At 56.1% G+C, this 21235-nt stretch carries 23 protein-coding genes and 7 tRNA genes; 5 read left to right on the top strand and 25 right to left on the bottom strand.

Translation table 11 applies throughout. From position 1 onward, the window contains the following. Window positions 1-92: 92 nt before the first annotated feature. The 18 genes from KQX66_RS18650 to KQX66_RS18570 all read right to left on the bottom strand — a co-directional run bounded on the left by KQX66_RS18650 (window position 93) and on the right by KQX66_RS18570 (window position 15858). Window positions 93-1043 (bottom strand): ribose-phosphate diphosphokinase, encoded by a 951-nt coding sequence (locus KQX66_RS18650; protein WP_216794332.1) that lies wholly within the window; start codon window positions 1041-1043, stop codon window positions 93-95. Window positions 1044-1155: 112 nt separating this feature from the next. Next, complete coding sequence (gene hisJ / locus KQX66_RS18645) at window positions 1156-1983, bottom strand: histidinol-phosphatase HisJ (protein WP_216794331.1); 828 nt, start codon at window positions 1981-1983, stop codon at window positions 1156-1158. A gap of 69 nt (window positions 1984-2052) precedes the next feature. Then, window positions 2053-2736, bottom strand: coding sequence for a bifunctional phosphoribosyl-AMP cyclohydrolase/phosphoribosyl-ATP diphosphatase HisIE (gene hisIE, locus KQX66_RS18640; protein WP_216794330.1), 684 nt, complete (start codon window positions 2734-2736; stop codon window positions 2053-2055). Next, window positions 2733-3491, bottom strand: coding sequence for an imidazole glycerol phosphate synthase subunit HisF (hisF, locus tag KQX66_RS18635; RefSeq protein ID WP_054974985.1), 759 nt, complete (start codon window positions 3489-3491; stop codon window positions 2733-2735). The genes hisIE and hisF overlap by 4 nt, the downstream gene beginning before the upstream one ends. 21 nt (window positions 3492-3512) lie before the next feature. Continuing rightward, a complete protein-coding gene (hisA, locus tag KQX66_RS18630) occupies window positions 3513-4241 on the bottom strand; it encodes a 1-(5-phosphoribosyl)-5-[(5-phosphoribosylamino)methylideneamino]imidazole-4-carboxamide isomerase (RefSeq protein WP_216794329.1) in 729 nt (242 codons plus the stop codon). 88 nt (window positions 4242-4329) lie between these two features. Then, entirely contained in the window at window positions 4330-4938 is a 609-nt protein-coding gene (hisH, locus tag KQX66_RS18625; RefSeq protein ID WP_216794328.1) for an imidazole glycerol phosphate synthase subunit HisH, read from the bottom strand. 3 nt (window positions 4939-4941) lie between these two features. Beyond that, a complete protein-coding gene (gene hisB / locus KQX66_RS18620) occupies window positions 4942-5538 on the bottom strand; it encodes an imidazoleglycerol-phosphate dehydratase HisB (protein ID WP_216794460.1) in 597 nt (198 codons plus the stop codon). Between the two features lie 7 nt (window positions 5539-5545). Then, entirely contained in the window at window positions 5546-6835 is a 1290-nt protein-coding gene (hisD, locus tag KQX66_RS18615; protein WP_216794327.1) for a histidinol dehydrogenase, read from the bottom strand. Window positions 6836-6880: 45 nt separating this feature from the next. Beyond that, window positions 6881-7522: an ATP phosphoribosyltransferase gene (gene hisG, locus KQX66_RS18610; protein ID WP_054974980.1), complete on the bottom strand. Its 642-nt coding sequence runs from the start codon at window positions 7520-7522 to the stop codon at window positions 6881-6883. 13 nt (window positions 7523-7535) lie between these two features. Further along, complete coding sequence (locus tag KQX66_RS18605; RefSeq protein WP_216794326.1) at window positions 7536-8741, bottom strand: ATP phosphoribosyltransferase regulatory subunit; 1206 nt, start codon at window positions 8739-8741, stop codon at window positions 7536-7538. A 275-nt stretch (window positions 8742-9016) separates the two neighbouring features. After that, the gene (locus KQX66_RS37440) at window positions 9017-9136 is read right to left on the bottom strand and encodes a putative holin-like toxin (protein ID WP_253957266.1); all 120 of its coding nucleotides are present in this window, start codon (window positions 9134-9136) and stop codon (window positions 9017-9019) included. Window positions 9137-9259: 123 nt separating this feature from the next. Continuing rightward, window positions 9260-9766: an acyltransferase gene (locus KQX66_RS18600; RefSeq protein WP_216794325.1), complete on the bottom strand. Its 507-nt coding sequence runs from the start codon at window positions 9764-9766 to the stop codon at window positions 9260-9262. Window positions 9767-9769: 3 nt separating this feature from the next. Further along, window positions 9770-10417, bottom strand: coding sequence for a pyrophosphatase PpaX (gene ppaX, locus KQX66_RS18595; protein ID WP_216794324.1), 648 nt, complete (start codon window positions 10415-10417; stop codon window positions 9770-9772). 4 nt (window positions 10418-10421) lie between these two features. Then, complete coding sequence (lgt, locus tag KQX66_RS18590) at window positions 10422-11408, bottom strand: prolipoprotein diacylglyceryl transferase (RefSeq protein WP_216794323.1); 987 nt, start codon at window positions 11406-11408, stop codon at window positions 10422-10424. 56 nt (window positions 11409-11464) lie between these two features. Then, the gene (hprK, locus tag KQX66_RS18585) at window positions 11465-12403 is read right to left on the bottom strand and encodes an HPr(Ser) kinase/phosphatase (RefSeq protein WP_216794322.1); all 939 of its coding nucleotides are present in this window, start codon (window positions 12401-12403) and stop codon (window positions 11465-11467) included. A 58-nt stretch (window positions 12404-12461) separates the two neighbouring features. Next, window positions 12462-13358 carry a LysR family transcriptional regulator gene (locus tag KQX66_RS18580; protein ID WP_036692601.1) on the bottom strand — a complete coding sequence of 299 codons (897 nt, stop codon included), beginning with the start codon at window positions 13356-13358 and terminating at the stop codon, window positions 12462-12464. A 166-nt stretch (window positions 13359-13524) separates the two neighbouring features. Next, the gene (locus tag KQX66_RS18575; protein WP_036692603.1) at window positions 13525-14649 is read right to left on the bottom strand and encodes an ABC transporter ATP-binding protein; all 1125 of its coding nucleotides are present in this window, start codon (window positions 14647-14649) and stop codon (window positions 13525-13527) included. 93 nt (window positions 14650-14742) lie between these two features. Next, on the bottom strand, window positions 14743-15858 hold the full coding sequence (locus KQX66_RS18570; protein ID WP_216794321.1) for a PucR family transcriptional regulator: 1116 nt from the start codon (window positions 15856-15858) through the stop codon (window positions 14743-14745). 184 nt (window positions 15859-16042) lie between these two features. Between KQX66_RS18570 and KQX66_RS18565 the strand changes: the two genes are divergently transcribed. From KQX66_RS18565 to KQX66_RS18545, 5 genes are all read left to right on the top strand, one after another. Next, window positions 16043-17326, top strand: a complete 1284-nt coding sequence (locus KQX66_RS18565; RefSeq protein ID WP_253957265.1) for a nickel-dependent lactate racemase family protein — start codon at window positions 16043-16045, stop codon at window positions 17324-17326. 21 nt (window positions 17327-17347) lie between these two features. Continuing rightward, window positions 17348-17740, top strand: coding sequence for a hypothetical protein (locus KQX66_RS18560; protein ID WP_216794320.1), 393 nt, complete (start codon window positions 17348-17350; stop codon window positions 17738-17740). 4 nt (window positions 17741-17744) lie between these two features. Next, the gene (locus KQX66_RS18555) at window positions 17745-18353 is read left to right on the top strand and encodes a gluconate 2-dehydrogenase subunit 3 family protein (protein ID WP_216794319.1); all 609 of its coding nucleotides are present in this window, start codon (window positions 17745-17747) and stop codon (window positions 18351-18353) included. Next, window positions 18343-19917 carry a GMC family oxidoreductase gene (locus tag KQX66_RS18550; RefSeq protein ID WP_216794318.1) on the top strand — a complete coding sequence of 525 codons (1575 nt, stop codon included), beginning with the start codon at window positions 18343-18345 and terminating at the stop codon, window positions 19915-19917. Before KQX66_RS18555 ends, KQX66_RS18550 begins: the two co-directional genes overlap by 11 nt. A gap of 72 nt (window positions 19918-19989) precedes the next feature. After that, a complete protein-coding gene (locus KQX66_RS18545) occupies window positions 19990-20298 on the top strand; it encodes an MTH1187 family thiamine-binding protein (protein ID WP_216794317.1) in 309 nt (102 codons plus the stop codon). Between the two features lie 64 nt (window positions 20299-20362). On the opposite strand, the gene KQX66_RS18540 is transcribed toward KQX66_RS18545, so the two are convergent. The 7 genes from KQX66_RS18540 to KQX66_RS18510 all read right to left on the bottom strand — a co-directional run bounded on the left by KQX66_RS18540 (window position 20363) and on the right by KQX66_RS18510 (window position 21149). Further along, window positions 20363-20438, bottom strand: a tRNA-Lys gene (locus KQX66_RS18540). Window positions 20439-20449: 11 nt separating this feature from the next. Further along, a tRNA-Tyr gene (locus KQX66_RS18535) sits at window positions 20450-20535 on the bottom strand. A 17-nt stretch (window positions 20536-20552) separates the two neighbouring features. Next, window positions 20553-20628 (bottom strand) — tRNA-Phe (locus KQX66_RS18530). 175 nt (window positions 20629-20803) lie between these two features. Beyond that, window positions 20804-20880, bottom strand: a tRNA-Asp gene (locus KQX66_RS18525). A gap of 21 nt (window positions 20881-20901) precedes the next feature. After that, window positions 20902-20977: transfer RNA gene (locus KQX66_RS18520), tRNA-Thr, on the bottom strand. A 3-nt stretch (window positions 20978-20980) separates the two neighbouring features. Beyond that, window positions 20981-21056: transfer RNA gene (locus KQX66_RS18515), tRNA-Val, on the bottom strand. 16 nt (window positions 21057-21072) lie between these two features. Further along, a tRNA-Met gene (locus tag KQX66_RS18510) sits at window positions 21073-21149 on the bottom strand. Window positions 21150-21235: the final 86 nt, after the last annotated feature.

The raw sequence follows: 21235 nt of genomic DNA, 5'->3' as shown, positions 1-21235 counted from the left end.
TACATCGCCGGAGTAATAATGATTCCTAAGTATAACACAATCCGGCCCAAAACCGTAAGGTTTCGACAGCCGGAGTCGTGTGGTAATAATTATTATACGCCGCCGTATTTGAACAGCGAGCTGAGCGAACCGCCGGACATGATGATGTTGATCGCGTCCGAAAGCAGATGGGCAACCGAGAGCACCCGGAATCGGCTAGGATGGTGGTCCGGAATAGCGATGGAGTCCGTAATAACGACTTCCTTGATGTTCGGATGATCCAGTCGCTGCAAGGCCGGGCCGGAGAATACCGGGTGCGTCGCACAGACATAAGCGTCGTGGGCTCCGCGTTCCTTCAGGCCTTCCACGACGTTGACGATGGTCGAGCCGGTATCGATCAGATCCTCGATGATGATCGGCGTGCGACCGGCTACGTCACCGATGACATGCGTAATGACCGCTTCGTTGTGAGCCGGTCTTTTCTTGATCATCATCGCAAACGGCGCATCGAGAATGTTCGCCATCTTCTCGGCTGTCGTCGCGCGTCCCGCGTCCGGGGAGACGATGATCGGGTTTTGGATATTAAGCTTTTTAATGTAATCGCTAACCAAGTCCAGCGCTGTCAAATGGTCCACAGGGATGTTGAAGAAGCCTTGAATCGCCGGGGCATGCAGATCGATCGTGATGACACGGTCCGCGCCCGCTGCCGTCAGCAGGTCCGCCACCAGCTTGGCCGAGATCGGTTCCCGAGGCGCGGCTTTGCGCTCTTGGCGGGAATAACCATAGTAAGGAACGACAAGATTGATCGTTCTCGCCGAAGCCCGCTTGGCCGCATCCATCATGACGAGAAGCTCCATGAAATTCTCGTTGATCGGATGAGAGAACGTTTGCACCAGAAAGACGTCGCAGTTCCGAATGCTTTCTTCGTAGAGACAATAAATTTCCCCGCTCTTGAATCGGGAAAGCTTGATTTTGCCGAGCGGCACTTTAAGCTCTTCGCATATGCGCTCCGCCAGTTTCGGGTTGGACGAACCCGAGAAAATCTTCATTTTGTCGCTGTACATGGTTACCTCCGCTTTTGCTTATGTTACAATGGGTCATTTGACGATGGATGGACCTTCTCTAAAAGGCTCCGGTTGGCCGGTTTACACAATATTTAAAATGCCCACGTCCCCATTATACATGAAATGAAGCGAATCCAATAGGCACCATGGTGCGTTTCCTGCTTTTAAATGTGGCTAATTCGTTAAATCCTGCCTGCTGCAGCAGATCGGTCGCCTGGTCAAGGTACTGTGCAAGCCGCTCCGGCTGATGCGCGTCCGATCCGAGCGTTACAGGAATTCCCAGCTCGCGGGCGTACTCCAGCATACGAAAGCTGGGGAACATTTCCTCCGCCGGCATGCGCAGGCCCGATGCGTTCAGCTCGATGGCCATTCCCGCCTCCCGGACGGCTACCAGCGCCTGACGCTCCAAGTGCTCCACATTCTGCTCCGGCTTGAAGCCGAACCGCTTGATCACATCGATGTGCCCGATGTAATCGTAGAATCCGGTCCGGCACGCTTTACAGACCGCATCGTAATATTGAACGTAAACCTCGTAGGCGTCCCGTTCCTTCCAGCCGTCCGTCTGCCGGTAATCCGTAATATCCCATTCGCCCAGAAAATGAACGGACCCGATCACGTAATCCCACGGATACGCTTTGATGATCCGCTCGATTTCCGCTTCGTAGCCTTCGATATAATCGCCTTCGAGTCCGACCCGGATATCGATCCGGTCTTTGTATTTCTGCTGCAAGCGCAGCGCTTCTTCCACATAGTTCGGCAGTTCTTCCATCGGCATGGCCATGCCCGGGTAATAGGAAGCCGGGTCGACATGCAGCAAGGGCATGTGATCGGATAGCCCCAGTTGGTCCAGTCCGATCTCAATGCCCTTCAGCACGTACTCCTCCAGCTCTCCCGACGCATGTCCGCACCGCACATGGTGCGTATGATAATCGATGCGCATTCGAGTGAATTCTCCTTTTAGGCGGCGGGAGGCGGCATGCTAAACCAGCCTGTCCCTCCTACGGCGCCGTTATTTTTTGTGCCGGCGGTCCAGCTCGCGCATAACCTCGTCAAGCGGCAGCTTCGCTTCGCGCAGCAGCACCATCAGGTGGAAAATCAGGTCGCTCGCTTCGTACCGCAGCTCGTCGTTGTCGCGGTTTTTCGCCGCGATGATGACCTCGGCCGTTTCCTCGCCCACTTTTTTCAATATTTTATCGATACCTTTTTCAAACAAATACGTCGTATACGCGCCTTCCGGCCGTTCCGCGTCGCGCTGCGCGATCACCGACTCCAGTCGGCCGAGCATGGCAAACCGGTCCGCAGACTCCGATTCTGCCGCAGCTTCCCCGCCGTCCGCCAAAGCTCCGAGCTTCACTTCGTTGTAGAAGCAGCTGTAGCGCCCAGTATGGCAAGCCGGCCCCGCTTGATCCACAAGCACCAGCAGCGTGTCGCCGTCACAATCGTATTTCAATGCTTTGACCTTCTGCACATGGCCGGACGTCGCACCCTTATGCCACAGCTCGCTGCGCGAACGGCTCCAAAACCACGTTTCGCCCGATTCCAGCGTCAGCTTCAGCGACTCCTGGTTCATATAGGCCATCATCAGCACGTCCTTGCTTGACGCATCCTGCACGATGGCCGGCACGAGGCCGTTCGCATCCCATTTGATCGCCGCCGTTAACTCTTCTAAGGTTCCTGCCGTTTGCCCGCTCACCGGACCTCCACTCCTTTATGCCTGAGGTCGTCTTTAACCTCTTCGATCGTCATCTCTTTATAGTGAAAAATCGTGGCGGCCAGCCCTGCATCCGCCTTGCCTTCCGCAAATACGTCGTAGAAATGCTCCTTCTTGCCCGCTCCGCCGGAGGCGATGACCGGGATCGATACGAGCTCCGAAACCGCCCGCGTGAGCCGCAGGTCAAACCCGTCCTTCGTGCCGTCCGCGTCCATACTCGTCAGCAAAATTTCGCCGGCGCCGAGCTCTTCGATCCGCTTGGCCCATTCGAGCGCCCGGATGCCCGTGCCATTGCGTCCGCCGTGGGTGAACACTTCCCATTCGTTCCACTCCGGGTTGTACCGGGCGTCGATCGCGACGACGATGCACTGCGAGCCGAAGCGGCGCGCCCCGTCGGACACAAGCTGAGGATTGCGGACCGCAGCCGTGTTGATCCCGATTTTGTCCGCGCCCGCCCGCAGCAGCCGTTTCATGTCGTCCACACTCGAGATTCCGCCGCCGACCGTGAACGGGATCGTGATTTGTCCGGCCGTCTGCTGCACGACGTTGACCATCGTCGCCCGTCCTTCATGGGAGGCGGAGATGTCCAGGAACACCAGTTCGTCTGCTCCTTCGCGGTCGTAGATCGATGCGAGCTCGACCGGATCGCCGGCATCGCGCAAATTGACAAAATTGACTCCCTTGACGACCCGCCCGTCCTTCACGTCCAGACAAGGGATGATCCGTTTGGCCAGCATATGCCGTCCTCCTTTCTGCCTCTATATCCGTCCGTGCGCTTCCTCCAGCTTGATGCTGCCGGTGTACAGCGCCTTGCCGACGATCGCGCCGCCTACGCCGTCCGCCGCATGCTGCGCCAGCCGCTCCAGGTCCTCATAACGGCTTACGCCGCCGGAAGCGATCACCGACTGCCCCGATACCTTTGCCAAATGGACGATCGCCTCCACGTTCGGACCGCCCATCATGCCGTCGCGCGAAATATCTGTGAAAATAAACGTCTTCGCGCCTTCCTTCGCCAGCTCAGCGGCAAGCTCATCCGCCTTAACCGCGGACGTTTCCAGCCAGCCGCGGGTCGCCACATACCCGTCCCGGGCGTCGATGCCGATAGCGACCTTGTCGCCGTGCTTCTGAAGCACCCGGTTCACGAAATCGCGGTTTTCGATGGCCGCCGTGCCGAGAATGATGCGCGAAACGCCGAGCGACAAAATATGATCCACGTCCGCTTCCGTGCGCAAGCCGCCTCCGAGCTGGACCGGAACGTTAACGGCTTTGGCGATATCGCCGACCAGCTTGTCGTTAACCGGATAGCCCGCCTTCGCTCCGTCCAGATCGACGAGATGAATCCATTTGGCTCCCTGCGCTTCCCAAGCTTTGGCGACCTCCAGCGGATTTTCGTTATACACGGTTTCCTGATTGTAATCGCCCTGAATCAGGCGCACGCACTTGCCCCCGCGAATGTCGATGGCGGGATAAATGATGAATGAAGACATGAAAACGTTCCTCCAACCTTGGAAATATGAATCGCGCCGATCGTTTGAAAGCCCGGTCTGACTTACCGGAGCCAAGCAGACGGCTCGTCTATTTACGCGTACACAGCGCAAGAAAATTGCCGAGCAGCTTCATGCCAACGCTGCCGCTTTTCTCAGGGTGAAACTGCATCCCGAATACGTTATTGCGGCCGACGATGGCCGTCACCTGCTGATAGTAATCCGTCACCGCCAGCAGATCGCCCGGCTGCTCTGGCTTCACATGAAACGAGTGCACGAAGTACACATGCCCCTCTTCTACCTCTTCAAACAGCGGGCTTGCCTGCAGAAGTTCCAGTTTGTTCCATCCCATATGAGGCACCTTATAATCGCCGCGGAAGCGGACGACGTCGCCGGGCAGCAGGTTCAGCCCTTCATACATACCGTGCTCCTCGCTCCGGCTAAACAAAAGCTGCATGCCCAGGCAGATGCCAAGCAGCGGCTTGCCGCTGTCCGCATAACGCTTCACGGCCGCATCCAGCTCCGATTCGCGCAGGTGATCCATCGCATCGCCGAACGCCCCGACGCCGGGAAGAATGGCTCCTTCCGCCTCAAGCAGCTCCTGCTCGTCCGAAACGATCACGCCGCGGTAGCCCAGCCGTTCCACCGCCGAAGCGACGCTGTGCAGGTTGCCCATGCCGTAATCGATGATGGCGATCATGGATTACAGGACCCCTTTCGTCGACGGAACGCCCTGTACGCGGGGATCGATGCTCGTCGCCTCGTCAAGCGCCCGTCCGAGCGCCTTGAATACCGCTTCGACCATATGGTGCGTGTTATGCCCATAGTGCACGATGACATGCAGCGTAATTCGCGCTTCCAGCGCAAATTTCCACAAAAATTCGTGTACCAGCTCCGTCGTAAAGCTGCCGACCGTCGCCGACGGATATTGGGCCCGGTATTCGAGATGCGGCCGGTTGCTGATATCGATCGCCACCTGTGCCAGCGCTTCATCCATCGGGATGAATACGTTGGCGTAGCGCTTGATTCCTTTCTTGTCGCCGAGCGCCTCGCGCAGCGTCTGTCCGAGGCAGATGCCGATGTCCTCGACCGTATGATGATCGTCGATCTCAACGTCGCCTTTGGCATCCACCTTCAAATCAAACTGTCCATGCTTCGTGAACAGATCGAGCATATGATTTAAGAACGGTACATCCGTTTCGATCTCGGATACACCGGTACCGTCTACGTTAAATGCGAGCCGGATGTCCGTCTCATTCGTTTTGCGCGCGATTTCGGCCTGGCGCCCGGCACCTTGCATGTTTTGTTCAGCCACGCTGGTCCCCTTCTTTCTTCAAGCGAATTTCGATTGCCCGCGCATGCGCGTCCAGCCCTTCGTGACGGGCCAGCGTTATAATCTTTTCCCCGTCGCGCAGCAGCGCCTCCTTGCTGTAATAGATGACGCTCGATTTTTTCAGAAAATCGTCGACGTTTAGCGGCGAAGAGAACCGTGCCGTTCCATTCGTCGGCAGCACGTGGTTCGGTCCCGCAAAATAGTCCCCCACCGGCTCCGAGCTGTAAGGCCCGAGGAAAATCGCCCCGGCGTTCTCGATCCGGCTCAAATAATCGAACGGCTCGCGCACGATGATTTCCAGATGCTCCGGCGCCAGCCGATTTACGACGCCGACGCCTTCCGTCAGGCTGTCCACGGTGAGAATCGCGCCGTAATCGCGAATCGATTGCGCGGCAATGTCGCGGCGCGGCAGCTCGCTCAACTGGCGGTCCACCTCCAGGCGGACCGCTTCGGCCAGCTCCCGCGACGGCGTGACGAGAATGGCCGACGCCATCTCGTCGTGCTCGGCTTGCGACAGCAGGTCCGCCGCCACATAGGCGGCGTCCGCCGTCTCATCGGCCAGGACGACGATCTCGCTCGGCCCGGCGATGCTGTCGATGTCCACCGCGCCGAACACGCTGCGCTTCGCCAGCGCGACGTAGATGTTGCCGGGGCCGACGATTTTGTCCGCCGCCGGAATCGACTCTGTCCCGTACGCCAGCGCAGCTACCGCCTGCGCGCCGCCGACGCGGTAGATCTCGCGCACGCCCGCTTCCGCGGCCGCGACGAGAATATGCGGGTTGATACCCTCCACCCCGGCCGTGGCCGGAGGCGTCACCATCACGATTTCGGGCACGCCCGCGACCTGTGCCGGGATCGCGTTCATCAGCACCGACGACGGATACGCCGCCTTGCCACCGGGCACATACAGCCCGACCCGTCGCAGCGGACGGATCACTTGGCCGAGAATGCTGCCGTCGGCTTGCAGATCCATCCACGAGTTGCGCATTTGCTTCTCATGGAAGCGGCGCACGTTCGCGGCCGCTTCGCGCAGCGCCGCCAAGAACCCCTCGTCCACCTGTGCATAGGCGGCTTCGATCTCCTCCTGCGTGACACGCAGCTCTCCTATCTTGACGCCGTCAAACTGCTGCGCGAACTTGCGCAGCGCGGCATCCCCGTCCCGGCGCACCTCTTCGATGATGCGCTGTACGCTCTCGTTTTGCTCGGGCGTGCCGTATTCGACCTCCCGCTGCAGCGAAAATTCCGATGCGGGCATTACTCTCATGACCGCAGCCTCCTTTAATGTATGCGAATTTCTTTTCCTATTTTTTTATACCTTTGCCGTCACCGCGGCAATGACCGGCTGCAGCCGGTCACAGAGCGCCTGAATGGCGTCGTTTTTCATCCGGTAGCTGACGCGGTTGGCAATGAGCCGGCTCGTAATCGCAAATATCTGCTCATGCTCCGCCAGCCCGTTTTCCCGGATCGTGCTGCCGGTCTCCACCATATCGACGATCCGGTCGGCCAGCCCGATCAGCGGGGCCAGCTCGATCGAGCCGTTCAGCTTGATGACCTCCACCTGCTGCCCCTGCTCCCGAAAATATTGCGAGGCCACGTTCGGATATTTGGTCGCCACCCGCGGGTTCAGCACCGGCTGCCAATCCGGCAGCCCGATGACGGACATGCGGCAGCGCGCGATCCCGAGATCCAGCAGCTCGTATACGTCCCGGTTCTCCTCCATCAGCACGTCTTTGCCGACGACGCCGATATCCGCCACGCCGTATTCGACGTAGGTCGGCACATCGACCGGCTTCGCCATAATGAATTCCATCCGCGCCTCCGGAACGGCAATAATCAGCTTGCGCGAATCGTCCGTCTCCTCGGGGATCGCGAGCCCCGCTTCGCGGAACAGCTTGGAAGCCTGTTTATAAATACGCCCTTTGGGCATTGCCACCTTCAATAAGTCCTGCATGCGCTGCCCCTCCTTACTCCGTAAACGATATGATGTCGCAATAGCGGGAGCCGTGCACTTGCAGCGCGCCGTCTGCTTGCCGTACCGCATTCAGCCCTTGTTGTCCGTCCGCCAAAAGACGCGTCTCCGCAATAAAGCCTTCTTGCGAGCGGTACTCCCTTGCCTTAGCCAGTGCCGCCGCACGATAACGCTCTGTGTAGACGATCAGCACGCGCTGCGGCGCTTCTTCCGCTTTGCTTTTGCCGATCACTTCCAGGATCCGGTTCGTTTTGAGCGCGAAGCCCGTTGCCGGCGCCGGACGCCCGAACTGTGCCAGCAGGTTGTCATAGCGCCCTCCGCTGCATACGGGAAAGCCCATATCCGCAGCGTAGCCTTCAAACGTCATCCCCGTATAGTACGAGAAATCGCCGATCATCGTCAGATCGATCAGTACATGTTCACTGACACCGTATGCTTCTAGCACATCCCAGATTTCGCACAGATGCGCAATGGCATGCTGGGCGACGGGGTCCTTCGTTACCTGCCGCGCCTGACGGCAAATCTCCTCTCCCCCGCGCAGCCGGAGGATACCTTCCAGTTCGTGCTGCACTTCCCGAGAGAGGCCGAGCGACTTGATCGTCTCCCGGTAGCCGACGTGATCGCGGCTGAGCAGGCACGCTTTCAGCGCGGTTTGCGCGTCCTGACGCTGCTGCAGCGTCTCTTGGAACAAGCCGTTGAGGAAGCCCACATGGCCGAGGGCGATCTTGAACTGCTGTACGCCGGCCGCTTGCAAGCAAGCGATCGCCAAGGCGATCACCTCGGCATCGGCTTCGCTGGAAGCATCGCCGATCAGCTCCACACCGGTCTGGAAAAACTCCGCATCCCGCCCCGCTTCGGCCTCGAACGCCCGAAATACGTTCGCTTGATACGAGAGCCGCAGCGGAAACGGATGCTCCTTGAGCAGCGAGGAGGCCACCCGGGCGATCGGCGCCGTCATATCGGAACGCATCACAAGCGTCGTTCCGTTCCGGTCCAGCAGCTTGAACAGCTTTTTGTCCTCCGTCGAGCTGGCTACCCCAACGGTATCGTAATACTCCAGAGTAGGAGTAATAATTTCTCTATAGCCCCAGCGCTCCATGCACTGCATGACTTTATACTCGATGCGGCGGAGCTTGGCCGCCGCTTCGGGGAGGTAATCTTTTACGCCTGTCGGCTTTTCAAACACCTTCGGTTTGGACACCGTCTTCACCCTGCTATCTTTAATTTTGCTTTAGTGCGCTACCATACTACCAAAATAAAGAATGTAATCGTAAGTTTATCACGGGAACGCTTGATTCGTCAATGATTCGATTGCATGGATCCCGGTTGCACGAATAAAGGCAAGAGCATATAATAAACAATACAAGGGAGCAACGGCTGCCACCGTGCTCCCCAGGTACAATAGCCGCTTCAAAGGCGGTCGGCTGAATAAGGAATGATCGTGAAATAGACCGTATTCCATTCGCGATGGGCGGTCTATTTCTTTTTGTTTTGGATAAGAGCGACGATGATGTTAACTATCAGCGTAAGCAGCGTAATAACCAGCATCCCGAAGCCGATCATTAAAGTCAGCGTGTCCTTAACCTCCACAGGCATCACCTCCCTTCCGGGAGACTAGCCGACCGCCCTTGCAAGCCTTTTTATTGTACAAGCCGTATTATAGAACATAATGTTAACTTTTGCAAAATATTAAATTCGCAATTTCTAAAACGCGCCGACTCATTTATCCTGCTCCGTCATGCGCACATCCTCCCGGATCACTTGAAGCGGATTCCCCGCCACAAAGCTGTACGGCGCGACATCCTTATGCACGACCGAACCCGCACCTACGACCGCGTGATCGCCAATCGTCACCCCGGGCAAAATCGTCGTATTCGCTCCGATCATCACATGCGACCCGATTTTCACCCGTCCGAGCCGGTATTCCTTGATCAAATACTCATGCGTTAGAATCGTCGAATTGTAGCCGATAATCGTATTGTCTCCGACCTCGATCTTCTCCGGAAAAAATACATCCACCATCACCATCAACGCAAAGGAGGCATGCTCCCCTACCTTCATTCCAAGCACGCGGCGGTAGATCCACCGTTTCAGTGGCAAGGAGGGAGCATACCTGGAAATTTGGATAAAAATAAAATTGCGAACCGCCTTGAAACGGCTGATCGTCTTATATACCTGCCACAGCGAGTTCGGCCCTTCCACCGGATAGTTGTCCGTGTTTCTCAAGCGTTATTTCTCCTCGATCCCGACGATCGGCACAATATCGCGCATATCTTGAATGATATGGGTCGGGTTATACTGTTTCAAATATTCGGTCCCTTTCAGCGACCAGGCGACCGCCACCGACGGAATGCCCGCATTGTGCGCCGCTTCGATATCATAGTGGCTGTCTCCGACCATCAGCGCGGAAGAGGGGTCGCCGCCGAGCTCCCGGACCGCTTTGTGAATTCCTTCCGGGTCCGGCTTCGCTCTCCCGACGTCGTCCACTGTCACGATCGTGCCGAAGTAGTCGTACAGCCCCGTCAGCTTCAGCCCCATTTCCGTCGTCTGCCGGATTTTGCTCGTCACCACGCCCAGCTTGACGCCGGCGGCATGCAGCTTGGCTACCGTCTCGCGCACATAGGGAAATTCCCGCACCAGCTCGTCATGATGCGCAATGTTGAACGCCCGGTACTTTTGCACCAAATCGTCCACCTGCTCCCGTCCGGAAAAGAACACCATCTGCTCGATCAACGGCCGTCCCATGTTCGGAACAATATGCTCCCGGGTAACCGGCTCTGCCGTTATTCCCTCAAACGTATGCAAGAACGACTGAATAATGAGCTCGTTCGTATCGACAATCGTTCCGTCCAGATCAAATAACACAGTTTGTATCATGCTGCTACTCCTTTGCCTTTACGTCTGCTTCCTTGCTGCCATCCGACCGAGTACCGGCTTCGCTCGCTTCCTCCGGGGCTTGTCCGATCCGTACAATCGGATCGCTATAGCGCTCCGAAGCTGCGCCCGTCCGGCGGCGAACGATGATAAGCGCAATCGCGGCCAGTACGATCAGCACCGCCAGAAGCTGCGAAATCCGCACATTGCCTCCGTAGGTCATGAATCCGGGCTCGAAGCCGAAAGCTTTCATCGGCGACCACATGCCGTTCATCACCGCGGCCAGCCAGCTTGGTCCCGTAAAATCAAGGCTGTCCGTCCGCAAGCCCTCTACGAAAAATCGCCCGATCGAATACCAAATGAAATAACTGAAAAAGAGCTCCCCCGCCCGCAAAAACGAACGCCGACGCAGCACGAACAGCAGGAGGAGTCCTACGACGTTCCAGAGCGATTCATATAAAAACGTCGGATGGTAATACTGGCCTTCAATCAGCATTTGATTGACGAGCCAGTCCGGCAGATGCAGATTGTTTCTAAGGAACGACTCCGCCACCGGTCCGCCGTGCGCTTCCTGATTAATGAAGTTGCCCCAACGCCCGATTGCTTGTCCAATGATTAAGCCTGGCGCGCAAATATCGGCAATGCGCCAGAACGAATAGCCTTTCCGCCGCACGTAAATGACCGCCGCGATAATTGCGCCGATCAGCGCCCCGTAGATGGCAATACCGCCTTCCCAAACGGCAAAGACTTTCCATAGATTATCTTGATAATCTTCCCATTTGAAAGCGACATAGTAAATTCTTGCGCCAACGATCGCTGACGGAACCCCGATCAACACCAGATCCATGAAGAAGTCCGGAGACATGCGGAACCGTTTGCCTTCTCGAATCGCAAGCAGCAGACCGACCAGCGCCGCCGTCCCCAAGATGATGCCGTACCAACGGACGCTCAACGGACCGAGCGCAAAAGCAATCGGATTAATCGCGAGAAACATGCTTGTGACTCCTTCCTTATGCCAAAAATTATCCCCCTTCAAAATCGGGGCTTCCCTTACAAATCGTCCATGTCCTCCGCGAGCGACTCGGTCAGCTTATTCGTAAACTGCAGGGCCGCGTTATAGCCCATCCGTTTCAAGCGGAAGTTCATCGCCGCAACCTCAATAATAACCGCCAGATTTCGTCCCGGCCGCACCGGAACCGTTACAAGCGGTATGTTCGTATCGATAATCTGCGTCGTTTCCTCGTCCAGGCCGAGCCGGTCGTATTGTTTGTCCTGCTGCCAAGTCTCCAGCTTAACGACGACCGATATTTTCTTCTCAGTACGCACCGCACCGGCGCCGAACAGCGTCATGACGTTAATAATCCCGATGCCGCGGATTTCAAGCAGGTGCCGGATTAATTCAGGCGCATTGCCGATCAGCTGATGGTCGGCCGTTTGACGGATTTCCACCGCATCGTCAGCGATCAGCCGGTGTCCCCGCTTCACCAACTCCAATGCCGTTTCGCTTTTACCGATACCGCTGGACCCGGAAATCAGCATGCCGATACCATATACATCAACCAGCACCCCATGAATCGTCGTCGTAGGGGCAAGCCGGTTTTCCAGAAAGTTCGTTACGCGGCTGGCCAAAATCGTCGTCGCCATCGCCGTCCGAACGACCGTGATCTGATGGTCGTTGGCCGCGGCCAGCAGCTCGATCGGCGCGTCCATCCCGCGGCTGATAATAATGCAGGGTGTCTCCTCCGGCGCACACAGCCGGTGCATCCGGTCCATCCGCTCTTCCGACGACAACCCGTCGAAGAACGTCAGCTCCGTTTTGCCGAGAATTTGGACCCGGTCCGTCGGATGGAATTCGTAATAGCCAGCCATCTCGAGCCCGGGACGGTACAAATCCGCCGTGACGATCGGACGCTTCAGTCCCTCTTCGCCGCAAATAATCTCCAGATGGAACTCTCTCACCAAATCCGATACTTTCACTTTTTTCGGCATCGTGATCTTTCTCCTTTTTATCCCAATATCCTCATCCTAAAGGAATCAGCCGCATAAATCAACCGGAAGAGGCCGTGCGAAGCCCTCTCACCTGCTGGACGAACCGGTCCAGCGCAAGCGTCCCCGCCCGCTCCTCGCCTTGAATCAGCGACAGCAAACGGGTCAGCCGCTGGCCGCGAATCCGCAGCTCTTTCAGCTCCTCCGTCGCAAGCATCCGTCCTACGGTCCAACGCGACAGTACGGCAATGCCAAGTCCGGCCGCAACCGTCTCCTTGACGCCTTGCGTGCTGCTCAGCACGTAAGCCCGCTGCACCCGCAATCCCCATTCGCGGATCAGCCGGTCGCTGTAAGCCCGGGTACCGGAGCCGACCTCGCGGAATATCCAGACTTGATCCTGCAAAGCCTCCGGCGTCACTTCCCGGTAAGCCGCAAGCGGATGGCCCGCCGGAACGGCCACGATCATCTCGTCCTCCATGAACGTCTCCGAGCGAATCCCCGGCCGCTGCAGCTCTCCTTCGACCAGCCCGACCTCCAGTTCGTGCGCCTGCACGAGCCGCTCGATTTCATCCGTATTGCCGACGGTGACCTGAACCTCCACCCCCGGATACAGCCTCGCATAGCTTGCCAGCAGCTTTGGTAGAAGAAACTCTCCGATCGTGAAGCTTGCCCCCACGCTCAAACTACCGGAGACGACCTGGTTCAGCCTGTCGATCTCATGCTTTGCCGTCTCATATTGCAGCAGGATCGCCTTCGCTTGACGATACAAGATTTCCCCTGCCTCCGTCAGCTTCACCCGCTTCGACGAACGATGAAGCAGCTTCGTCCCGAACTCGTTCTCCAAGCTGCGGATATGCATGCTGACCCCCGGCTGAGACAAATGCAGCAGCTCCGCGGCACGTGAAAAATGCTGCAGCTCCGCCACCGTCACAAACACTTTCAATTGCTCGATGCTCATGAATCTTCCCACTCCCCAGCTCTTCGTACAGCCGCGCTGTCCGGACAAGATCTTCATTCGTAGAGGCTACGCCTAGCATATCGCGATTTTCTTTCCAACGCCACCCGCAGCAGCAGCAAAAAAGGCCAGCCCGTCAGGACTGACCTTTTATTCCGTTCAATGCGCATTAAGCGTTCAGCAAAATGGAATTCGTCGTATCTTTGTCGAAGAAGTGAACTTTGTTCATGTCCACAGCGAGCTTCACGTTGGAGCCTTCTTTGGCATTCGAGCGGCCGTCTACACGAACAACGGCCATTTGGCTGCCGATTCCGCTGAGGTGCAAGAGCATTTCATGACCGAGGTTCTCCGCCACTTCGACATGAGCGTTGATGATAGTGTTCGGAGAAGCTTCCATAAAGATCGCTTCTTCGTGGAAATCTTCCGGACGTACGCCCAGCACGACTTCCTTGCCGGCATAGCCTTTTTCGCGGAGAATTTTAGCTTTGCCTTCCGGCACTTCGACATTAAAGCCCGATGCTTTAAAGTACAAGCTGCCGCCTTGCTCAGCGAATCCGCCGTGCACGAAGTTCATGGACGGGGAACCGATAAAGCCCGCTACGAACATGTTCACCGGATAGTTGTAGATCTCCTCCGGAGATGCCGCTTGTTGAATGATGCCTTTATCCATAACGACGATCCGGTCGCCCATCGTCATTGCTTCCGTTTGGTCATGCGTTACGTAGATCGTCGTCGTTTCGAGACGTTTCACGAGCTTCGTAATTTCGGCGCGCATTTGTACGCGCAGCTTCGCGTCCAAGTTGGACAGCGGTTCGTCCATCAGGAACACTTGCGGCTCACGGACAATCGCCCGGCCCAAGGCAACGCGCTGACGCTGACCGCCGGAGAGCGCCTTCGGCTTACGGTCGAGCAAGTGCTCGATATCGAGAATTTTGGCCGCTTCGCGCACGCGGGCGTCGATGTCGGCTTTTTTGAATTTACGCAGCTTCAAACCGAATGCCATGTTTTGATATACGTTCATATGGGGATACAAAGCGTAGGATTGGAATACCATCGCAATATCGCGGTCTTTCGGAGCGACGTCGTTCACGAGACGGTCGCCGATATACAGTTCGCCTTCCGTGATTTCCTCCAAGCCGGCGATCATCCGCAGCGTCGTGGATTTACCGCAGCCGGAAGCGCCTACCAGAACCAGAAATTCCTTGTCCTGAATATCGAGATGGAAGTCTTTCACCGTTGCTTCTTCTGCACCCGGATATTTTTTGACGATGTGGTTCAAACGTACACCTGCCATGATTAATTCCCCCTACGAATTAGTATCGTGTTCATTGCTTAAATCATACCGTAACAAGGCGTATCATGACTATGCACAATCTCTACAAAAAAACTACTTTCTTTTCGTTACTTTGTACAATAGTATGGCAATCTTCACAAGTACGGCGTTATTGAACGTCCGCACGTCCAATCCCGTCTCCTGCTTGAATTTGTCCAAGCGGTACAGCAGGGTATTGCGGTGAATATACAGCTTTTTGGCCGTCTCGCTGACGTTGCAGTCCAACTGGAAAAACTGTTCGAGCGTCGTCATCGTCTCCGCATCGAACGCCACGTCGAGCCGTTTCAGTACATGCTCCAGAAAGCTCGCCTTCTCCGCTTCCGGTACCAAATGCACCAGCCTTTCCAGTTGGAGCTCCCATGGCATATGCATGTTGCTGCCTACGTGATACGTGCGTCCCAGCATCATCGTCTCCCTGAGCTGAAGCACCGCGCCATATAACGATTTGGCCGGCATGATCGGGTAGTGGATGGCCAGATGGCACTCGCCTACCCATTCGTTCTCGAGCATTTCGTGCAAGCCGTAGCCGATGGCCGCGAGCCGGTCTTCCAGCGTTTCGCTGTCCGAATCTTCCTTATCGTCGCCGGAATCCATCGACATGATTTTCTCCGAGCCGAGAATGAGCCATTCCTTATCCGTCAGAGGAATCAAGGTCATATCCGCATCGAAGAACGATTCCAACAGCTTCTTCAGCTCCCGGTCGTGCGCCCGCCGCGAGGTTGTGTAATCCCCATACAACAGCAGCGGAATTTTTTTGGAGTAAAGCGACATCTGAGACACCAGCGCATCGGGCATCTCGGCCTGCGTCAAGCCCAGCTCCTGCTGCGTGCGAAGCCAATCGCCCACCATCCCCGCTTTGCGCTCCTCCTCGTTGATGATCGACGGAGGCTTTTTATCCTGCGTTTGACGGTTCTCCAGCGTAAGCTCCACGAGCCGCCGCTCCACGGGCGATATGGCATCTGCCCGTATGGTCAGAAGCAGCGCCTCCTGCCCTTCTTTTTGCGCCAAAAAAAGAAGCCTGCCCTCGCTGATCAAGCTTCCGCCTTCGTACCCCGGCTCGGCCTTATGCTTCTCCGCTTCTCGCCGCCACGCTTCCCAGGCCCATCTGGTGGTTTGAACCGGAGTATTCAATATGGCTTCAAGCTGCTCCCTCACTTGTTCCCAATCCATCTCCTCGCTCCCAACCCTATGTCTATATTCAATAACTGGTTACCATCTATTGTAACACAATCGGGACTAGAAACCGCAACAAAACGAGCTGCCTTAGGACATAAATCATTAATCGCGTTTAGCTAAGGATAAGAGCTTAAGATAAGGTAATAATAAAATGTAAATCTTCCATCGTCATCCATTCTTGATTTGCAAAGCGAAGGAGGACTGCACCATTCCCGAACTGCGTTATGGCTGCACCACCGTCCCGTTGGAGCTGCCTTCGGGCAGGACGTACGATACATTGACGTGCGGACTTGAAACTTTAGAGACATCTCCCGAACTGTCCCAAGACCGGATTCGCGAAGCACTGGCCGCGCCTATCGGGGCAAGGAGGCTCCGTGAGCTTGCCAAGGGGACAAGCCGGGCTGTCATTCTGATCAGCGACGGTACCCGTCTGTGCCCTACCAGGCTGCTCTTGCCTCCGCTGCTGGAGGAGCTTATGGTGGCTGGTCTCGGCGACGATCAGATTGATATTGTTGTGGCGCTCGGCGCCCATCGCAAGCACACGCCCGACGAATTGAAACGGCTGGTCGGGGCGGAAATCTACGCGAGAGTACGCGTGCATAATCATTCGGCCGAGTCGGAGGACTGCGTTTATAGGGGGACGACGTCGCTCGGCACCCCGGTCGAGATCAACCGCCTGGTCGCCGAGGCGCCGCTGCGCATTGCAACGGGCAACATCGAGCCGCATGCAATGGTAGGCATTTCCGGGGGTGTCAAGGCGCTCGTACCTGGTGTGGCGTCCAAGCGCACCATTGAATGCCACCATGCGTTGTCGTTAACGTACAAGGCCGTGCCCGGCGTCCCGACGAATCCGTTGCATCTCGATTTAGAGGAAGCCGAGCGGTTCGTTCCCATCCAATTCCTGCTCAATGTGATTGTCGACCATGATCGTCATGTGCTGAAAGCCGTAGCCGGAAATCCCGCGGAAGCTCATAAGAAAGGGACCGAATTTGCCGCCGGCTGGTTTACCCGGCAGGTAACCGAACTGTACGATGTCGTCATCGTTTCGGCCGGGGGAGCTCCGAAAGATTTGCAAATGTATCAAGCTTTAAAAGCGCTCCGCAATGCCGCCGCTTTCGTAAAGCCGGGAGGTGCCCTGCTTCTTGTGGCGGAGTGTCCCGAAGGGATGGGAAACGGCCTGTTTCAGCATTGGATCGAGACGATGGGCGATCGTCGTAAAATGACGGACAAGCTGCGGGAACGATTCGTACTGGGCGCCCACAAAATTTTGCATGTGGAAGAAGTGCTGCACCGCGCCCGGGTGTTTGTCCGTTCCTCATTGCCCCGTCACTTGATTGAACTACTAGGCTTTTATCCGGCCGACGATTTAAGCGCCACGGCCCATGCTCTGCTGCAAGACCCCGACACGAAGCTGGCTCTCATGCCATTCGGCTCGCTAACCTATCCGCGTCGTCAACGCTAACAGAAAAGGAGGAAGATTCGTATGAACTGGATCGGATGGCCCTTGGCACGCGTCGTTTTTTTGTTCGTGGGCGTCGCTTTTTTTGCCATTTGGATACAAGTGACCATCTCGCATTACCGGCAAAACTTTCACCATAAAGCCATGTGGGTTCCCGTCGTCTCCGCCCCTATATTCAGCCTGCTTGCCGTATTGCTTGCCTATTACCGGCTGGATTGGCTGCTTTACCTTTTTTCCTATCTGATGTGGTTCGGCGTTGTTGCAGGCGGCATCGGATTTTACTTTCATTTCCACGGGGTAGGCGTTCGCGTCGGCGGCTATACGATGCGTAACTTTCTTGTCGGTCCTCCTGTCGTGCTTCCGATCGTGTTCAGCGCTTTGAGCGTCCTTGGACTTCTCGCCTATTATTGGAGGTAAATCGATGAAAAAACTCACACGGTACCCTTCCTACGATGTCCTGCACGAAAAAGACGCTTGGGACGATCATACCCAGCAAATCGTGCTTTCCCGGCTGCACACGACCGGCGATTATATGTTCCTGACAACCGTCGAGGCCGAACATTTGCGGGCCTGGTGCTCTCTCCTGGTTGATGACGAACGTCCGGAAATCATTCAGTTCGTATTGGATCATATCGACCGGACGCTGGCAGGCGGACAAGAAAGTCAGCGTAAAAGCGGCGAGCCTGAGGCTGCTGTGCTGGTGCGCGAAGGGCTTCATGCCTTGGATCTCGCATGTCAAACGATCCATACCGAGCGTTTCTTTCACCTTCAACCAAAGCAGAAAAAACAGGTCATGCTTGATGTCAGCCGCAATCAAGCAGTACCTCTCGAAGTGTGGCAGCACGTGCCGCAGGAAGCGCTGTTCAAAAAATTTCTGAACCTCACTGTCGAAGCTTATTATTCTCATCCTGAAATATGGTCGGAGATCGGATACGGAGGACCCGCTTATCCCCGCGGCTATGTACGTATGCATCCGGGACAGCTTGATCCATGGGAGCCCAAGGAGGAGAAACAGCAGCATGAAGCGTAAATATGAGGGCGAAACGGTCGATGTCGTCATTGTGGGAGCCGGGGCTGCCGGCGGCGTACTGGCCAAAGAGCTGAGCGAAGCCGGCATGAGCGTCGTGGTGCTGGAAGCCGGTCCTTTCCGTGATCCGCAGCATGATTTTGCCAGCGATGAGCTATCTATGCAGAGCCTGGGATGGCAGGAGGCACGAATCGTGGATGGCCGCGACCCGCTGCAAATGGGGCATAACAACTCCGGCTGGGGGGTTGGCGGGGGAACGACGCATTTTACCGGAGTCTTTTTGCGTTTTCATGAAAGCGATTTTCGAACCAAAACGTTGGACGGCGTCGGAGAGGATTGGCCGATCGGCTATTCCGATCTTGAGCCTTACTATACCAAGATCGAGAAGGAGATCGCCGTCTCGGGCCCAAAATATTTTCCTTGGGGCGAGTTTCACGGCCCCTATCCTTATCCCGAACGCGATCCGATAAGCCCAAACGCGCAGGTATTTGCCCGAGGCTGCGAAAAGCTCGGCATTCGCTGGGTCGTCAGTCCGCTTGCCATTTTGTCCGCACCCTTCGAAGGCCGCCCACCTTGCATTAACCGCGGATTTTGCAACCAAGGCTGTATGCCGAACGCCAAATTCAGCACCCTGATCGTCCATATTCCCAAAGCAATTGAAGCCGGTGCGGAAGTGCTGTCCGACTGCAGGGTTACCCAAGTGAATACGGACGAAAGTGGCCGAGCCACGGGAGTGACATTTGTTCATCACGACGCGACCTATGAGCAACGGGCGCGGTTAGTCATTTTGTCCGCCTATGTCGTAGAGACACCGAGACTGCTTCTGAATTCTGCCAACAGCCGGTTTCCGAACGGACTCGCCAACAGCAGCGGATGGGTCGGGAAAGCGTTCATGACTCATAGCAGCCACGATGTCTATGCACGATTCGAAGAGGAGGTCCGCCTATATAAAGGAACCCCAGTGCTCGCAACGACGCAGGACTTTTACAGCACTTCCCCCGAACGTGATTTTGCCCGCGGCTACACGCTGCACGCGCACGGGGTCCGGCCGGTGAGCTTTGCCAGCGGAATTACCCAATCGGGTAAGAACGGTCCCATTTGGGGAACACGTTTGCGGGAAGTGGTACTCGATTACAATTACTACGGACGAGTCACGTTAGTCGGGGAGGTGCTCCCGAACCCGGATAACGCCATTACCTTGAGCGATGAAAAGGATGCTTTCGGTATGCCTCGCGCGAAAGTCACCTTCAGCTATGGAGAAAACGACAACCGGCTTATCCAGCATGCCATCGGAAGGATGAGCGAAATTTTAAGCGCTGCTGGGGGCAAGCCCGAATTCGTCATCCCCGATACGGCTCATTTGATGGGAGGCTGCCGTATGGGCAATGATCCCGATACGTCCGTCGTGAACTCCTATGGGCAGACGCACGATATTCCGAATCTGTTTATATGCGACGCGAGTATTTTCGTGACGTCCGGAGGCGGCAATCCGACCAATACGGTGATGGCGCTTGCGGCCCGTACTGCCGATTATATCAAGGCGACCATGAAGCGGATGGAGCTTTGACTATACCCTGCCCATCCTTTACGGTAAAATAAACACATGCTGTGTTTACAAGCTACTAAGGAGGGAGAACCGTTGGCTATAGTCGAAGTAACCGTGATTCCCATCGGAACCGAAACGACCAGCTTAAGCGGATATGTCGCCGATCTGCACCGCCTGCTGGAACAAGCCCCGGAACCGATTCAATTCCAAATGACGCCGATGAGCACCATCATCGAAGGAGAGCTGCAAGATTTATTTCAAGTGCTTCGGCGGCTACACGAAGCCCCGTTCCAGCACGGAGCCCAACGCGTGTCCACATCGATCAAAATCGACGACCGCCGTGACAAGAACGCTTCCATGGAGCAGAAGCTTCGCTCCGTCCGCGACAAACTTCAGTCGTGAAGTAAAAAAGTAAATACAATGCAAAAAAAGAGACCCTATAAGGTCTCTTTACTTGTCACCTAAATGGTGAGCCATGTAGGACTCGAACCTACGACACCCTGATTAAAAGTCAGGTGCTCTACCAACTGAGCTAATGGCTCGTGAGAATAACTGGTGGAGGCTGATGGATTCGAACCACCGAACTCGTCAGAGAACAGATTTACAGTCTGCTGCGTTTGGCCACTTCGCTAAGCCTCCGTGTTGCTTATAAAGCATGGTGGCTCGGGACGGAATCGAACCGCCGACACGAGGATTTTCAGTCCTCTGCTCTACCGACTGAGCTACCGAGCCTTATGTATGCGGTTAGCTTGTCACTTAAGGTTCAAGCTTATCCTATTCGATAAGATAAATCATGGCGGAGCCGACGGGATACTCTTCGTTTCACTTCGAGACTGCGAAGTAAAGCTATCGAAGGTATTTCTCCGACGAACCCAAGGGTTCTCATCCCTCACAGGGAAGAAATTCATGGCGGAGCCGACGGGATTCGAACCCGCGGTCTCCTGCGTGACAGGCAGGCATGTTAGGCCTCTACACCACGGCTCCACACTATAAAGTTGAAACAACTGGTGCCGCCGAGAGGACTTGAACCCCCAACCTACTGATTACAAGTCAGTTGCTCTACCAATTGAGCTACAGCGGCATATGGTGGAGGCTGACGGGATCGAACCGCCGACCCTCTGCTTGTAAGGCAGATGCTCTCCCAGCTGAGCTAAGCCTCCATGGGATAAATATATATGGTAGCGGCGGAGGGGATCGAACCCCCGACCTTACGGGTATGAACCGTACGCTCTAGCCAGCTGAGCTACGCCGCCAAACTTGAAACGGAGAGAGAGGGATTCGAACCCTCGCACCACTTACGCAGTCTAACCCCTTAGCAGAGGGTCCCCTTGAGCCACTT

It is taken from the genome of Paenibacillus oleatilyticus, from assembly GCF_018998565.1.
GTDB classification, from domain to species: domain Bacteria; phylum Bacillota; class Bacilli; order Paenibacillales; family NBRC-103111; genus Paenibacillus_G; species Paenibacillus_G oleatilyticus.
Note: the sequence above shows the minus strand (reverse complement) of the source record. Positions and strands in the feature narration are given on the sequence as shown.

What these genes read in the sequence shown, in the direction of transcription:
- KQX66_RS18650 (WP_216794332.1), bottom strand. Translation starts at nt 1,043, where the DNA reads ATGTACAGCGACAAAATGAAGATTTTCTCGGGTTCGTCCAACCCGAAA.
- hisF (WP_054974985.1), bottom strand. Translation starts at nt 3,491, where the DNA reads ATGCTGGCCAAACGGATCATCCCTTGTCTGGACGTGAAGGACGGGCGG.
- KQX66_RS18580 (WP_036692601.1), bottom strand. Translation starts at nt 13,358, where the DNA reads ATGAGCATCGAGCAATTGAAAGTGTTTGTGACGGTGGCGGAGCTGCAG.
- hisB (WP_216794460.1), bottom strand. Translation starts at nt 5,538, where the DNA reads ATGCAAGGTGCCGGGCGCCAGGCCGAAATCGCGCGCAAAACGAATGAG.
- KQX66_RS18555 (WP_216794319.1), top strand. Translation starts at nt 17,745, where the DNA reads ATGAAAAAACTCACACGGTACCCTTCCTACGATGTCCTGCACGAAAAA.
- hisA (WP_216794329.1), bottom strand. Translation starts at nt 4,241, where the DNA reads ATGTCTTCATTCATCATTTATCCCGCCATCGACATTCGCGGGGGCAAG.
- hisD (WP_216794327.1), bottom strand. Translation starts at nt 6,835, where the DNA reads ATGAGAGTAATGCCCGCATCGGAATTTTCGCTGCAGCGGGAGGTCGAA.
- KQX66_RS18560 (WP_216794320.1), top strand. Translation starts at nt 17,348, where the DNA reads ATGAACTGGATCGGATGGCCCTTGGCACGCGTCGTTTTTTTGTTCGTG.
- hisJ (WP_216794331.1), bottom strand. Translation starts at nt 1,983, where the DNA reads ATGCGCATCGATTATCATACGCACCATGTGCGGTGCGGACATGCGTCG.
- ppaX (WP_216794324.1), bottom strand. Translation starts at nt 10,417, where the DNA reads ATGATACAAACTGTGTTATTTGATCTGGACGGAACGATTGTCGATACG.
- KQX66_RS18575 (WP_036692603.1), bottom strand. Translation starts at nt 14,649, where the DNA reads ATGGCAGGTGTACGTTTGAACCACATCGTCAAAAAATATCCGGGTGCA.
- hisH (WP_216794328.1), bottom strand. Translation starts at nt 4,938, where the DNA reads ATGATCGCCATCATCGATTACGGCATGGGCAACCTGCACAGCGTCGCT.
- KQX66_RS37440 (WP_253957266.1), bottom strand. Translation starts at nt 9,136, where the DNA reads ATGCCTGTGGAGGTTAAGGACACGCTGACTTTAATGATCGGCTTCGGG.
- hprK (WP_216794322.1), bottom strand. Translation starts at nt 12,403, where the DNA reads ATGCCGAAAAAAGTGAAAGTATCGGATTTGGTGAGAGAGTTCCATCTG.
- KQX66_RS18550 (WP_216794318.1), top strand. Translation starts at nt 18,343, where the DNA reads ATGAAGCGTAAATATGAGGGCGAAACGGTCGATGTCGTCATTGTGGGA.
- hisG (WP_054974980.1), bottom strand. Translation starts at nt 7,522, where the DNA reads ATGCAGGACTTATTGAAGGTGGCAATGCCCAAAGGGCGTATTTATAAA.
- lgt (WP_216794323.1), bottom strand. Translation starts at nt 11,408, where the DNA reads ATGTTTCTCGCGATTAATCCGATTGCTTTTGCGCTCGGTCCGTTGAGC.
- KQX66_RS18570 (WP_216794321.1), bottom strand. Translation starts at nt 15,858, where the DNA reads ATGGATTGGGAACAAGTGAGGGAGCAGCTTGAAGCCATATTGAATACT.